General features: G+C 39.8%; 11 protein-coding genes and 1 tRNA gene. 6 read left to right on the top strand and 6 right to left on the bottom strand.

Going from position 1 to position 12,635, the window contains the following annotated elements; genetic code table 11:
- Window positions 1–91: 91 nt before the first annotated feature.
- Window positions 92–168: transfer RNA gene (locus AAGD16_RS05275), tRNA-Met, on the bottom strand.
- A gap of 224 nt (window positions 169–392) precedes the next feature.
- Between AAGD16_RS05275 and AAGD16_RS05270 the strand changes: the two genes are divergently transcribed.
- The 4 genes from AAGD16_RS05270 (at window position 393) to AAGD16_RS05255 (ending at window position 4,819) form a co-directional block, all read left to right on the top strand.
- Window positions 393–1,946, top strand: coding sequence for a cryptochrome/photolyase family protein (locus AAGD16_RS05270; RefSeq protein WP_377114101.1), 1,554 nt, complete (start codon window positions 393–395; stop codon window positions 1,944–1,946).
- Window positions 1,947–2,106: 160 nt separating this feature from the next.
- Entirely contained in the window at window positions 2,107–3,120 is a 1,014-nt protein-coding gene (locus AAGD16_RS05265) for a phospholipase (protein WP_377114098.1), read from the top strand.
- Complete coding sequence (locus tag AAGD16_RS05260; protein WP_377114095.1) at window positions 3,120–4,310, top strand: peptidyl-prolyl cis-trans isomerase; 1,191 nt, start codon at window positions 3,120–3,122, stop codon at window positions 4,308–4,310. The genes AAGD16_RS05265 and AAGD16_RS05260 overlap by 1 nt, the downstream gene beginning before the upstream one ends.
- On the top strand, window positions 4,307–4,819 hold the full coding sequence (locus tag AAGD16_RS05255) for a hypothetical protein (protein WP_377114092.1): 513 nt from the start codon (window positions 4,307–4,309) through the stop codon (window positions 4,817–4,819). The genes AAGD16_RS05260 and AAGD16_RS05255 overlap by 4 nt, the downstream gene beginning before the upstream one ends.
- A gap of 59 nt (window positions 4,820–4,878) precedes the next feature.
- On the opposite strand, the gene AAGD16_RS05250 is transcribed toward AAGD16_RS05255, so the two are convergent.
- Window positions 4,879–5,325 carry an Hsp20 family protein gene (locus AAGD16_RS05250; RefSeq protein ID WP_008114537.1) on the bottom strand — a complete coding sequence of 149 codons (447 nt, stop codon included), beginning with the start codon at window positions 5,323–5,325 and terminating at the stop codon, window positions 4,879–4,881.
- A gap of 289 nt (window positions 5,326–5,614) precedes the next feature.
- Between AAGD16_RS05250 and AAGD16_RS05245 the strand changes: the two genes are divergently transcribed.
- Both AAGD16_RS05245 and AAGD16_RS05240 read left to right on the top strand, forming a co-directional pair.
- Window positions 5,615–5,878 carry a GrxA family glutaredoxin gene (locus tag AAGD16_RS05245; protein WP_008114535.1) on the top strand — a complete coding sequence of 88 codons (264 nt, stop codon included), beginning with the start codon at window positions 5,615–5,617 and terminating at the stop codon, window positions 5,876–5,878.
- Between the two features lie 160 nt (window positions 5,879–6,038).
- Window positions 6,039–7,871 carry a DEAD/DEAH box helicase gene (locus tag AAGD16_RS05240; protein WP_033103879.1) on the top strand — a complete coding sequence of 611 codons (1,833 nt, stop codon included), beginning with the start codon at window positions 6,039–6,041 and terminating at the stop codon, window positions 7,869–7,871.
- A 1,046-nt stretch (window positions 7,872–8,917) separates the two neighbouring features.
- Here AAGD16_RS05240 and AAGD16_RS05235 read toward each other — a convergent pair.
- The 4 genes from AAGD16_RS05235 to AAGD16_RS05220 form a co-directional block, all read right to left on the bottom strand.
- Window positions 8,918–10,477, bottom strand: coding sequence for an AbgT family transporter (locus AAGD16_RS05235; protein ID WP_033103877.1), 1,560 nt, complete (start codon window positions 10,475–10,477; stop codon window positions 8,918–8,920).
- Window positions 10,478–10,619: 142 nt separating this feature from the next.
- Window positions 10,620–10,895, bottom strand: a complete 276-nt coding sequence (locus AAGD16_RS05230) for a YfcL family protein (protein ID WP_024602794.1) — start codon at window positions 10,893–10,895, stop codon at window positions 10,620–10,622.
- Window positions 10,896–10,898: 3 nt separating this feature from the next.
- Window positions 10,899–12,041 (bottom strand): ATP-NAD kinase family protein, encoded by a 1,143-nt coding sequence (locus AAGD16_RS05225; protein ID WP_377114086.1) that lies wholly within the window; start codon window positions 12,039–12,041, stop codon window positions 10,899–10,901.
- The gene (locus AAGD16_RS05220) at window positions 12,031–12,585 is read right to left on the bottom strand and encodes an elongation factor P hydroxylase (RefSeq protein ID WP_008114523.1); all 555 of its coding nucleotides are present in this window, start codon (window positions 12,583–12,585) and stop codon (window positions 12,031–12,033) included. Before AAGD16_RS05220 ends, AAGD16_RS05225 begins: the two co-directional genes overlap by 11 nt.
- Between the last annotated feature and the right edge of the window lie 50 nt (window positions 12,586–12,635).

Genomic DNA, 12,635 nt, shown 5'->3' with positions numbered 1-12,635 from the left:
GACCAAATTAAACTTCATTAGCTTAAACGCAAAACGCGCATTACTTAGAATGCGCGATATAAAGTAGTAAGCATAAACCTACTATTAAGATTGGTTGCGGGAGCCGGATTTGAACCAACGACCTTCGGGTTATGAGCCCGACGAGCTACCAGACTGCTCCATCCCGCGCCAATAGATAAAAAGTTAATAACTTAATATCGCTGTTAGTAAATTTTATAACCTACTAAACAATGGCCGCTATTATAAAGATGTACACCTAAATTAGCAACCACAATAAGTAATAAGTTGATAAAAAAAGCAATGCTGTTTATTGCTTTGCTCTATGATTAAAACGACATGTAGAAATCGATCGCTTTTTAAAATACAGCGTATAAAAATAATTTTGGCTCATTATGAAAAAATTCAAAACCTTAAAACTAATTTTAGGTGACCAGCTAAACCCCGCTCATTCTTGGTTTAAAGATAAATCCGATGACACCGTGTTTGTTATTGCCGAGCTCATGCAAGAAGCGCAGTACGTAAAGCATCACGTGCAAAAAATATCAGCCTTTTTTAAAGCCATGGAAAACTTCGCTAACGCCTTAAAAGATGCCGGCTTTAACGTGTTGCATTTAACGTTAGATGACACCAAAGACGATGATAACTTACCCGCTCTTTTAACTCGATTAGCTAAGCAGCATGAATGCACCTCAATTGAATATCAATACCCAGATGAGTACCGTTTAAAAACACAACTGCACGACTTTGCCACTAACAGCGAGTTAGCTGTGACTGCCTGTGACAGCGAGCATTTTTTATTAGCATTTAACGATATAGACAAACGCTTTAAAAAAGATAAACACGTCACTATGGAGCATTTTTATCGGGCAATGCGTAAGCAGTTTGATATTTTAATGGACGATGACAAACCTCATGGCGGTCAATGGAATTTTGATGCGAATAACCGTAATAAGTTTTCAAAAAGCGATTTAGCCGATATCCCCAAACCCAAGTTATTTAAAAATGATGTTAGCACCATCATTGAGCGTTTAGATAAACATAAAATAAAATACTTTGGGCAAATAGAAACCCAATTAAGCTGGCCAACAACCCGTAAACAAGCAATAAGCGCACTTGATCACTTTTGTGCACATTTACTTCCCCGCTTTGGTCAATTTCAAGATGCGATGACAGATCAATGCCCTGATAAAGATACCTTTTATCACAGCCGGTTATCATTTGCGTTAAATGCCAAAATTTTACACCCTCGCTATGTTATCGACCGTGTGGTCAAAGAATACCAACAACGCCAAGATGAAATATCTATTTCTCAGGTTGAAGGCTTTATTCGCCAAGTACTAGGTTGGCGCGAATATGTGCGTGGCGTGTATTGGAAAAACATGCCCGATTACGCTAACAAAAACCAGCTTAATGCAACCCGTGCACTGCCACGTTATTTTTGGAATGGTAAAACAAAAATGAACTGCTTAAGCCACTCATTAACACAAAGCTTAGACAGCGCGTATGCCCATCATATTCAACGTTTAATGGTAATAGGTAATTTTTGTTTACTAACCGCTATTAACCCTGATGAAGTGGATGAATGGTATTTGGGTGTTTATATCGATGCTATTGAATGGGTAGAAATGCCTAACGCACGAGGGATGAGTCAATTTGCTGACGATGGCATCATTGCTACTAAGCCTTATGCGGCTAGCGGCAACTATATAAATAAAATGAGCGACTACTGTAAAAGCTGCCAATATAAGGTGAAAGAAAAAGTAGGAAAAGACGCTTGCCCGTTAAATAGCCTCTATTGGCAATTTATGCAAACACACCGAGAGCGGCTTGAAAAAAATCCACGGATAGGCATGGTTTATCGCAATTGGGATAAACAAGATGAATCATTGCGCCAAGAAACTTTAGAGCAAGCTAACAACTATTTAAATAATATTGAAAAGCTTTAAATATAAATGCCGTCAATTGACGGCAGCATTCTTGATTGTTAATATTAAAGTACCAAATACAGGTAATATTGTTAATTAAATGTTTAATCTATTTGTCATGTCAGTGTAATGAGCTTATTTTTTAATTGCATCTCTTACTCCAGACTATGATGAGAATAAAATGAAAAAACAATTAATTGCAGCGACACTTTTACTACTGAGTACAAGCCAAGCTCAAGCTTTTAGTCAAGAAACTCACAAACGTATTGTTCTTGATGCTGTTAACTATATGCAGCAGCACCCAACGAGTACTGAATATGCTGCCCTACGTCAGTACGCTGCACAAAACAATCTGACAATCTCTGAATTAGCCGAGCTGCTGGGACAAGCTGCTTATGATGTAGATGACTTTGAAGACACCTTTTTCTGTGGTGCTATTACAGGTTCATGTGTTCAAGCGCCAGTATGGGGAGCAGCGCAAAGTATAGTTAAATATACAAGCTATTGGCATTTTCAAAATCATACTCAAGGTGCAGACCAACATGGAAACGATTTTGGTGGTTATAATTATGAAAAGCTCACCGTTTGGGGAACTATTGATAATCTTGCGTCTGCTTGGCTTAAAGGTGACTATCTTGATGATGGTAAAGGGGGAGAAACAGGTTGGTTCAATGCCGACTCTTCAAAATATAACAGTTATGGTGTAACAGAATCTCACTACAGAATCGATAGCAACTCAACCTATTCTATGTACGATGACTTTGAAGAAATGCCATTTCAACCTATCGATAATTTAGGGCAATATTGGTATCAAAGTTACTTACAAAGCGGCAATCCCCAAGTATTAGGGTTTGTATTTCATACTACTGATTTATTACAACCTCACCACACATGGACCACATCAGATCTAAATCATTCTAGTTGGGAAAGTTGGGTAAACGATTACTATGACCAAGAGCAGCTCAACGATTTATCACTCGTTACTCAAGCAATGCAAACGTTCTCGCCTTTAGATAAAAATAGCCAAGATGTTCGCCCATTATTAACTCAAGGCGGTTCATTTTCTTATGCACAAGGTGGGATTGTACTCAACTCAGAAGATCATTTTGATCGCCTTAATATAGCTAAGCAGGTCGTGCCCCATGCAATAGCAATGGTGGTGCACTTATTAAACCACGCCATGGTTGCTCGCTAATGAAAAAAATGGCTATTTTAGTGATTACATTACTAGGTGTGTTTTACCACTCCCTAGTAATGGCATCATTTACACAATACAGCAGTGATGAAATTAACTTTATGCATCGTGCTTATTTAAAGCACAACCCTGATATTACAATCAATGAAGTTAGAACTCGTCTGTATGAGAATCAATTTTTATTACAACAAGCTGCGCTAAAAACCCCTGCGATAATAAAACGACAATCTGCCGTTGGTTTTAGTACTCAATACCATGTTGAACGTTACTTAAAAAATCTGTTCGATTCACAATTAGCTATAATCGCACAGTCAAGCCCGATAAAGCTTGAAATTTATGATAACCAATGGCTTAAACACACATTAGGGCCCTACCCTAAAAATGGCCAGTATGTGCAAAGCGCCATCAAAAAAATGCAGCAGTTTGATTTAACCCCTCTTTTGTATAACGCTATTAATTTATATGAATTTGTCGATTCACTATCAATGCAGGTACGCTTTAAACTCCACAAAGGAGATAGTGAACTATTCAAAAGTGAATTAATAAAAAAACGGCAATTCAATATAGCGTTTTCAAAAGCCAAACCGATTTTGGCAAAACAGAATATTGATATTGAACATCTGTATGAAATAGCTCAAGGAGATATTCTGCGCCCCTCCATTCAAAGCTGGCTAGGCATAAATACAATGATGCATATGCAAAGCCCCGTTCTTGAAAAACTAGAGAAACAAGTAAACAAAAACGAAATTAAAGCGTTTTATCAAGCCAATAAATCGCAGTTTAAATTTTTAAGCCACGTAAAAGCCCATGGAGCTCAATTTGCTCATCGAGCCAATGCTGTAGGTTTTCGCACCTTGGCCGGTAACAAAACGCTAAAACAAGCATTAGTAATATCAGGAAAACAAGATATATATACTCAATACAACAGTGAATTAAACCGTAAAAACAAAAGTAACTGGGTTGTACAACTTGCGTTCACAACTAAAGAAAACACTATTTCTCCTGTTATACGTACACCCAGTGGTGAATGGGTGGTGATACACAGTTATGAGCATCAGTTTGAGTACTTTTCGCCAGAAGATGAAACCGTTCGATACCAAGCAACAAAGGCCATCGCAAAACAAAAAGCGGTACAACAGTATGAGGATACTTGGCTCAAGTGGCAAAATAAGACAGGAGTAATTTTATGAGCAAAAAAGTTTTCGTTTCTGTTGTTGTAGCTTGTGTTGGTATGTACGCACTTTTTACTCAATATACTAGTAAACCAACGATAAAGAATATTGATTCCCTTAACCAAGCTAAAAGTGTTAAGCAAATAACGTCACTTGAGCTGACTACTGCTGACATGACCCAAGAGCTGAAAAGCATGCAATTAAACACGGTTACAACTAACAATACGAGCCCTCAGCCTTTGCCACCAATAACCTCTCCTGCCTATTTACCCAACATAGTAAAAAATACTCAGCCAGTTGCTCAGTACAGCGGTGATTTCAATAATCACCAGGCATATCAAGATTTCCACCTTGAACAGCAAAGACAGCTAGAGCAACGTTTTGTTATTGCTGCACAAGCCAAAATATTAAAACTTGAAGAATTACTGGCTAAAGGCCGACAAAAAAAGCTTTCACAAGAACAACTGCAAGTTGCGATAGATAAAATTAACGCTTTAAAACAAATGCAAATAAACTTAAAAGACTAACAACGCAAAAAGCCGCCAAATGGCGGCTTTTCACAGGGAAAATACGTGTGCTAGCTTAACTATTTGCTTTCTAGCATATTGCCTGAGCCAATCTCGATTTTACGTGGCTTAAGGGCTTCTGGGATTTCGCGTTCAAGGTCGATGCTTAGTAAGCCATTGGCTAAGTCTGCACCAAGTACTTTAACGTGGTCGCCTAACTGAAACTTACGCTCAAAGTTACGCTCGGCAATCCCTTGATGAATAAATTTACGCTCATCATTTTGCTCTTTACCTGCTTTAGTGCCTGATACAACCAAAGTGTTATTTTCAGATTGTAAGGTTAACTCGTCTTCACTAAATCCAGCGACTGCCATAGTGATACGGTACTTGTCTTTATCAAGCGCTTCGATGTTATAAGGAGGAAAACTTGGCTGCTTATCAGTTCGTGCAGCGGCATCCATTAATGATGCTAAATGATCGAAACCAATGAATGAACGGTATAGGGGTGATAAATCTACTGTACGCATAATAATATCCTCATATTTAAGCGATATATTGCTGCTACTTTTCGTTTGAACAAGTAACGGCAAAAGTTAATTAATAATATAATTTTCAGATAGTTCTGATTTACTGAAGACCCATCAGGCGTCCTCAAATAACTATTTATGGGCGGGCAATTTTATTTCAAGATTTTTTTATAAAATATTTTTATTTTTTTACAGGCCCTAAAAAAAGCGAACGCAATAATCGTTTTTTTGCACTGTAATAAAAAATGAAATTAGTTACACTAGGGTCAACTAATTTGAGGAGAGCGTTATGTTAACAGTAATTTTTGGCCGTGAAGGCTGCCCTTTTTGTGTTCGCGCTAAAGATGTTGCAGAGCAACTTGCTAATGATCGCGATGATTTTAAATACCGCTACATCGACATCATCAAAGAAGGTATCAGTAAAGAAGATTTAGAGAAGTCTGCAGGCAAACCATGCCCAACCGTACCGCAGATTTTTGTAGACCAAACTCATATTGGTGGATTCACTGAATTTGAAGCTTATGCTAAAGAAAACCTAGGCCTTTACCAGTAATTTTGTAGACAGAGTGTTAACCAGCTCAATTAACGCACAATTGAGGCTGGTTAAATTTCGACCAACATCAAACACATATAAATTAGTTGTAATTTATACAAGCATTTGCCTCGCATTTCCTATACAATGCGCGCCTCTTTAAATTCGTTGAGGCGTATTAATGTCAGAACCAGTCACGTTTGAATCTCTAAATCTTTCTCCTGCAATTTTAAAGGCAGTTGAAGAGTTGGGTTACAAGACACCATCTGAAATCCAAGCTCAATGTATACCGTTATTGCTAGAAAGAAAGGACGTACTGGGACTAGCACAAACGGGTACAGGTAAAACAGCAGCATTTGCACTGCCATTACTAAATAATATTGACCCGTCTGTGAAACAGCCACAGATCCTTGTACTCACACCTACCCGTGAGCTTGCGATCCAAGTAGCTGAGGCATTTGAACAATATGCAAAACACACTCGTGGTGTTGAAGTATTGGCACTTTATGGTGGCCAGAGCTACAGCATCCAGCTGAGCGCACTTCGTCGTGGCGCACAGATTATCGTTGCTACACCAGGTCGCTTAATCGATCACATAAACCGTGGCACTATCAAGTTTGATGCTTTACAAGCACTTGTACTTGATGAAGCCGATGAAATGCTACGTATGGGCTTTATCGATGATGTAGAAAGCATCATGGAAAAAACACCGCGTGAAAAGCAAACATGTCTTTTCTCTGCGACTATGCCTAAGCAAATTCAAAACATCAGCAGCAAATATATGAATAACCCTGAACAGGTTCATATTTCTGCGCGCAACTCAACTGTATCATCAGTTGAACAAGTGTTTTGGAATGCCCATGTTCATAAAAATAAAGCGATTGTTCGTTTCTTAGAAGCTGAACAATATGAAGGTGCTATTGTTTTCGTACGTACGCGTAACGATACAGTGCAACTTGCTGAGTTATTAGAGCGCGAAGGTTTCTCTGCAGCGCCACTTAACGGTGACATGAACCAGCAAGCGCGTGAGCGCACGGTTGATCGTTTAAAAAGCGGCATGCTAAACGTTGTTATTGCAACAGACGTAGCGGCACGTGGTCTTGATGTAGACCGTTTAAGCTTAGTTATCAACTACGACATTCCACAAGACTCTGAAGCCTACGTTCACCGTATCGGCCGTACAGGTCGTGCTGGTCGTACTGGTAAAGCGATTCTTTTCGTTAAGCATAACGAGCGTTATTTACTTAAAAATATCATTCGTCATACTAAATCTGAAATCGCACAAGTTGAATTACCTACAGCTAAAGTTGTTGAAGAAAAACGTATCAATGCCTTACAAGAAAAGCTTACGCTTGCTCTTGAAAACAAAGATATTACTTTCTTCAATGAAGTGGCTGCTAACATGGCACAAAAACTTGAGCTTGCTCCTGAAGACTTAGCGGGTGCGTTACTGTGTTTAGCACAGCAACAATCACCAATTAAAGTTGAAGAAGTTAAGATTCAACCGCGTGAGCGTAACGAACGTAATGATCGTAATCCTCGTAGCAATGACCGTGGTCGTCGTAACGAACGCCCTGAACGCGGTGGTGAGCGCGCTGAGCGTAAACCACGCGAGCGCAACAGCCGTGATGCAGGCCCTATGGATACATACCGAATCGAAGTAGGTCGTGAGCATGGTGTTCAGGTTAAGAACATTGTTGGCGCAATTGCTAACGAAGCAGACATTTCAAGCAAGTTTATCGGTGACATTCGTCTTCACGACAGTCACAGTACGGTACAATTACCGCAAAACATGCCTAAAGATGTACTTGATCACTTCCAAAAAGTGTTTATTTGTAAACGCCCAATGGGTATGACATTAACACAAGATCAAGGCCCTTCTGAGCCACGCGGCGAGCGTTCTGAACGCCCTGCTGGTGACAAGAAGCGTAGCTTTAATAAAGAAGGCCAACGCCCTGATAAGCGTAGCGGTCCTCGTAAAGAACGTCGCCCAGTTAGCTTCACCGCTAAGTAAGCAACGACCCTTTAGTAAAAAAACCTTGCCACGAAAGTGCCAAGGTTTTTTTGTGTCTGGAATTCAGGTATCAGCTTAATTTCCGTAACTTGAAGCCGCAAGTCAGTATTAGGCACTTAACTAAAATATTGAATTAAAAATATTTTTTTGTTTTCTCTAACCAGAGATTGCAGTGAAAACAAGGCGAAATTACGCGTCAATAGCTAGCCTATTGTAAGTAAATTCAACGTAATTAGCGTTGAAAAAGCTGATTGAGATAGCTTTATTATCCAAAACTCAGATTACTTAATGTGTATAAACATGTTTTCTTTGATTTTTAAAACAATAAAATTTATGTAAACTAAGCAAAGGCTATAATTCATGGACGAATTAAAAATTGAAAAGAAATTACGACAACTTACTCTTTGTAGCAATAATGTTCCCTATTTTATTATGTATCATTATTCCTATCTTAATGGACTTTACAGATCCACCATTTATCACAAATGAAATATACGACGTTATTTTCTTTATAGCACTCCCTATTATTTGTGGCGTATCATTCATCTATTTAAATATACTTGTATTCAATAAATATAGACGCTGCAGTAAATACAGGGAGCATCTTAAATATAGTTTTTCAGATACAAAAACGAAATTATCATTAATATTCGCGTATCCATTAATCCCTTTGTTAATCTATGCAAGTCTCTATTTTTTATTCTCTGCCCCCATTAAGTTATGGGCTTACTACACGCAAGGCGACTATTGGTATAAGGAATATATCCTAACTGATGTACAAAAGTGTGGTTCTGATTATGAAGATAGTTGTACTCGTTTATATTTTAAAGATCCTAAAACAAACGAAACTCATGATTTTAGATGGTACGAAGATAAGTCTACAATAATCAATAACAAAAACGATTATGTTTATATTCTTGGTGAGGCCAGTTTGTTTGGCTATATAGTGAGAGATTTAGAAAGGTAACTTAGACTTACTTTGAATATTACAGCACTTTTATATAAACCTCACTCGAGTGAGTGAGGTTTATGAATCAAGATTTAAGTTAAGGCGCTACTGCTGGGTAAACGTAGCTGGCATCAAGTCCTAATGGGATACCGAGTGCCCAGTAGCCTAGCAAGAAGATACTCCAGCCAATCATAAAGGCAATTGAGTACGGTAGCATCATCGCGATAAGCGTACCTATGCCTGTGCCTTTAACGTATTTTTGGCAGTACACCACCACCAGCGGGAAGTATGGCATGAGCGGGGTGATAATATTAGAGCTAGAATCTCCCACACGGTACGCCGCTTGCGTTAAGTCTGGCGAAATACCGAGTTGCATTAGCATAGGCACAAATACCGGACCTAATAGTGCCCACTTAGCCGAACTTGAACCAACAAATAAGTTTACAAAACCAGTTAAGAAAATAATCCCTACGACCGTTACAGAGCTCGGTAACTCCATTGCTTTTAATACTTGAGCCCCTTCAATTGCAAGCAATGCACCTAGGTTTGATTTACTAAATGCAGCAATGAATAATGAACAAAAGAATGCCATAACAATGTAATACGCCATACCATTCATGGCTTTGCTCATTGCATCTATCATGTCTTTAGAGGTTTTAAAGGTGCCTACGGTAAAACCATATACTGCGCCTGGGATCCAAAATAACAAAAATATCAGCGGTACTATTGATTGCATTAGTGGTGAGCTAAAGTTTGTTAAAGAGCCATCGCTGCTGCGCATCGCTGAATCAGCTGGTGCGGATACGTACGCTAATAACGCAATACCTGCAATCATTACGCTACTTGCAATAAGAAAGGCGCGCTTTTCGTCACTACGCGCATCTTCAAATGCTGGTAGGTCTTGAGTTTCGCCATCAACGGGTGAATTTTTTAAACGTGGTTCAATAATTTTATCGGTGATATACCAACCTAGCATCACAATAAATAAACTTGATGCTGAAGCAAAGCCCCAGTTATTAAGCGGGTTAATGCTCATTGTTGGATTAATAATTTGTGCTGCACTTTGCGTAAAGCTTTGCAGTAACGGGTCAATTCCAGATGGAATAAAGTTAGCCCCAAAGCCACCACTTACCCCGGCAAATGCCGCTGCAATACCGGCAAGCGGATGACGACCTGCTGCAAAAAATATTACCCCAGCAAGTGGAATAACCAGCACATACCCTGCATCGGTCGCCGTATGGCTCACAATAGCCACTAAAATAATTGAGGGTGTTAGTAATTTTCTAGGCGTTACTTTGAGCATTAATTTAAGGCCGGTATTAATAAAGCCCGAATGCTCTGCAACGCCCACACCTAGCATTGCAACCAGCACTACACCCAGTGGCGCAAAACCGGTGAATGTTTTTACCATAGAAGATAAAAAAGTGGCCAACGAATCGCTGGCAAGCATGTTATTAATGATAATGGCTTCGCCAGTACGAGGGTCTATTGCATCAAATGTGACGCTTGAAAACCACCAAGACAAAAACCAGATTAATAACATGGCAAACAAAAAGATAATTGCTGGATCAGGCAGCTTATTCCCTACCCGCTCAACAAAATTTAAAAATCGCGCAACTATGCCCGTTGGCATTGTCGCATCATTATTGTTATTCATTTCACTTGTTCCCTAGAATTTAGACTACGCTACTTTAGCGTATCTAAGGAATGAGGTAAATTTTAACTGAATAAACAAGTTCTTTTTTAGGCACAAAAAAACGCGGCTCAGTGGCCGCGCAGTTATAAATGAATAAAAAAGCTTATGCAAGAGCTTTTACTTCATCCCATATTCTTACTACGAGTGCTTTATCGTCTTCATTAAGTTCGCCGTTGCGATAAGCTTTTACTAAGCTTTTTTCAACCGTGTCGTTTAGCTCAGTAATTTCTAAATTTAGCTCCTCAACTTGTGCATAACCTACGGCTAAGTCAAAGTGGCCGCGTAAATAACCGCCGGCAAATAGCTCATCATCAGTGGCTTTTATCACTAAATCATCAAAATATTGCTGCGCAGCATCTATGTAATTTACTAAACTCATGTGTTACTTCTCCTCAAGGTGCAGCCCATCTTGATGACCTACTGCATACATAATATGGTCGTTAAACCCACTGGTTACACGGATATAACCGCTTAATTCATCATCTAACTCGCTATCGCCGGTGTCACAAATTAGCGGTCGGCCATTTAAAGCCTGTAATTTGGTTTTTGTTGCCACGACAATAATATTGTCGCGGCCTATCGCTTTAATTAACGCAGGACTGAGTTGTTGATTGCCTCGACCAAAAATATGCCCTTGACCGCCAATTAGAGTGATCACTAATTTTGTCTCACGCCCTGTCGTAAGTTCAAGTAATTGTTGAGCTGTTAAGTCTTGGCCTACTAAAGCTTGATCTTCAACTAAATCAACACCGAGCAGCGTATTCTCAAGCCCCATTTCTTCCATCACCGCGCCAACGGTAGAGCCACTGCCCATTACATAGAGGGTATCGGCATCCATTTCACTGACCACATAAGCGGCAATATCAGCAAGTACCAATTCATCGGTTTCTTTACCGCCATTTTTAACCGCTTGTACATAGCGCACTTCACTGGGTACTTGCATTTCGCCATAACGTTTTGCTTTTACTGTTCCTTGGCGAAAGGCGACTTCATCAATGTCCATGACATCGGCATCGCTTAGCGTTACCAACTCACCTTTAACTAACATTTCAACTACGCGGCCTGCAGCTTTTGGCGTTATGGCATATACTCCAGAGTGAATTTTACACCCTGCAGGAATGCCCAACACAGGTACAGAGCCTTCTACCGCATGGCAAATATTACGTGCTGTGCCATCGCCACCTGCAAATAAAATTAAATCTACACCTTGCTGCTGTAATAAACGAGCTGCCGCTTCAGTATCGTCACTGGTTGTGGGTGAGCTACTTTGATAAACCACTTGCGTATTAAAGCCGAGTGATTTTGCTGTTTGCTCCCCCATTTCATCATTAACAGTATAAATAGTAATATTTGACTGATGAGGTACAAGCACTTCAAGTGCAGCTTTAGTGCGACTATTTGATTTAGGCTCAGCGCCTAATGCAATGGCTTTAGCGGCGGTGTCTTCGCCGTCACTGCCTTTTAACGCCACGCTACCGCCCAATCCTGCAACCGGGTTTACAATCAGCCCTAACTTAAACTGCATCTTTTAGCTCCTCGGGAGAATGCCATGAAAACTGCGCAGCATTTAAAGGCCACGTTGTGTTATAAAATTTACACAGTGCTTTTAGTAACCTTGTAGTACGTGGATTAAATCCGTCTTGCAGCAGCTGTAATAACTTTGCATGTACACGCGATTGAAACGCAAATCGACAGGTTTGTTCACCATTTAAATTATCTACCGATACGTTAAAATCAAATCCCGCGGCCACACTGAGCGCCCACTCTATTGCTTGGGGTTTTACCTCTACAGATTCAAACTCTGCTTGCTGTGAAGCATCGCGCCCGTCGGGGCAATACCAATAACCATAATCTTCAACTAAGCGGCGCTGAGAACCTGCCACTAACCAATGGGCTATTTCGTGCAGCGCACTGGCGTAAAAACCATGGGCAAATACAATTTGATGATAAGGCGTTGTATCATTTGCGGGAATGTAGATAGGCTCGTGCTCACCTTTTACCAAACGCGTATTATAGCTTTGGAAAAAAGTGTGTTCGAAAATAGAAATTAAATCCGCTATTTGATGCATAAATATTTCGTATACTCGTTTGAACCCGATGCTTTATAGCCATATAAAAC

The sequence above is a fragment of the Pseudoalteromonas sp. M58 genome (genome assembly GCF_042604605.1).
Lineage (GTDB): Bacteria > Pseudomonadota > Gammaproteobacteria > Enterobacterales > Alteromonadaceae > Pseudoalteromonas > Pseudoalteromonas tetraodonis.
The sequence above is the reverse complement of the archived record's forward strand: the minus strand, read 5'-3'. Positions and strand labels throughout refer to the sequence as shown.

Excerpts from the sequence above, each read along its gene's own strand:
- AAGD16_RS05250 (WP_008114537.1), bottom strand. The coding sequence starts at position 5,325 with ATGCGTACAGTAGATTTATCACCCCTATACCGTTCATTCATTGGTTTC.
- AAGD16_RS05220 (WP_008114523.1), bottom strand. The coding sequence starts at position 12,585 with ATGCATCAAATAGCGGATTTAATTTCTATTTTCGAACACACTTTTTTC.
- AAGD16_RS05240 (WP_033103879.1), top strand. The coding sequence starts at position 6,039 with ATGTCAGAACCAGTCACGTTTGAATCTCTAAATCTTTCTCCTGCAATT.
- AAGD16_RS05230 (WP_024602794.1), bottom strand. The coding sequence starts at position 10,895 with ATGAGTTTAGTAAATTACATAGATGCTGCGCAGCAATATTTTGATGAT.
- AAGD16_RS05265 (WP_377114098.1), top strand. The coding sequence starts at position 2,107 with ATGAAAAAACAATTAATTGCAGCGACACTTTTACTACTGAGTACAAGC.
- AAGD16_RS05255 (WP_377114092.1), top strand. The coding sequence starts at position 4,307 with ATGAGCAAAAAAGTTTTCGTTTCTGTTGTTGTAGCTTGTGTTGGTATG.
- AAGD16_RS05235 (WP_033103877.1), bottom strand. The coding sequence starts at position 10,477 with ATGAATAACAATAATGATGCGACAATGCCAACGGGCATAGTTGCGCGA.
- AAGD16_RS05245 (WP_008114535.1), top strand. The coding sequence starts at position 5,615 with ATGTTAACAGTAATTTTTGGCCGTGAAGGCTGCCCTTTTTGTGTTCGC.
- AAGD16_RS05270 (WP_377114101.1), top strand. The coding sequence starts at position 393 with ATGAAAAAATTCAAAACCTTAAAACTAATTTTAGGTGACCAGCTAAAC.
- AAGD16_RS05225 (WP_377114086.1), bottom strand. The coding sequence starts at position 12,041 with ATGCAGTTTAAGTTAGGGCTGATTGTAAACCCGGTTGCAGGATTGGGC.
- AAGD16_RS05260 (WP_377114095.1), top strand. The coding sequence starts at position 3,120 with ATGAAAAAAATGGCTATTTTAGTGATTACATTACTAGGTGTGTTTTAC.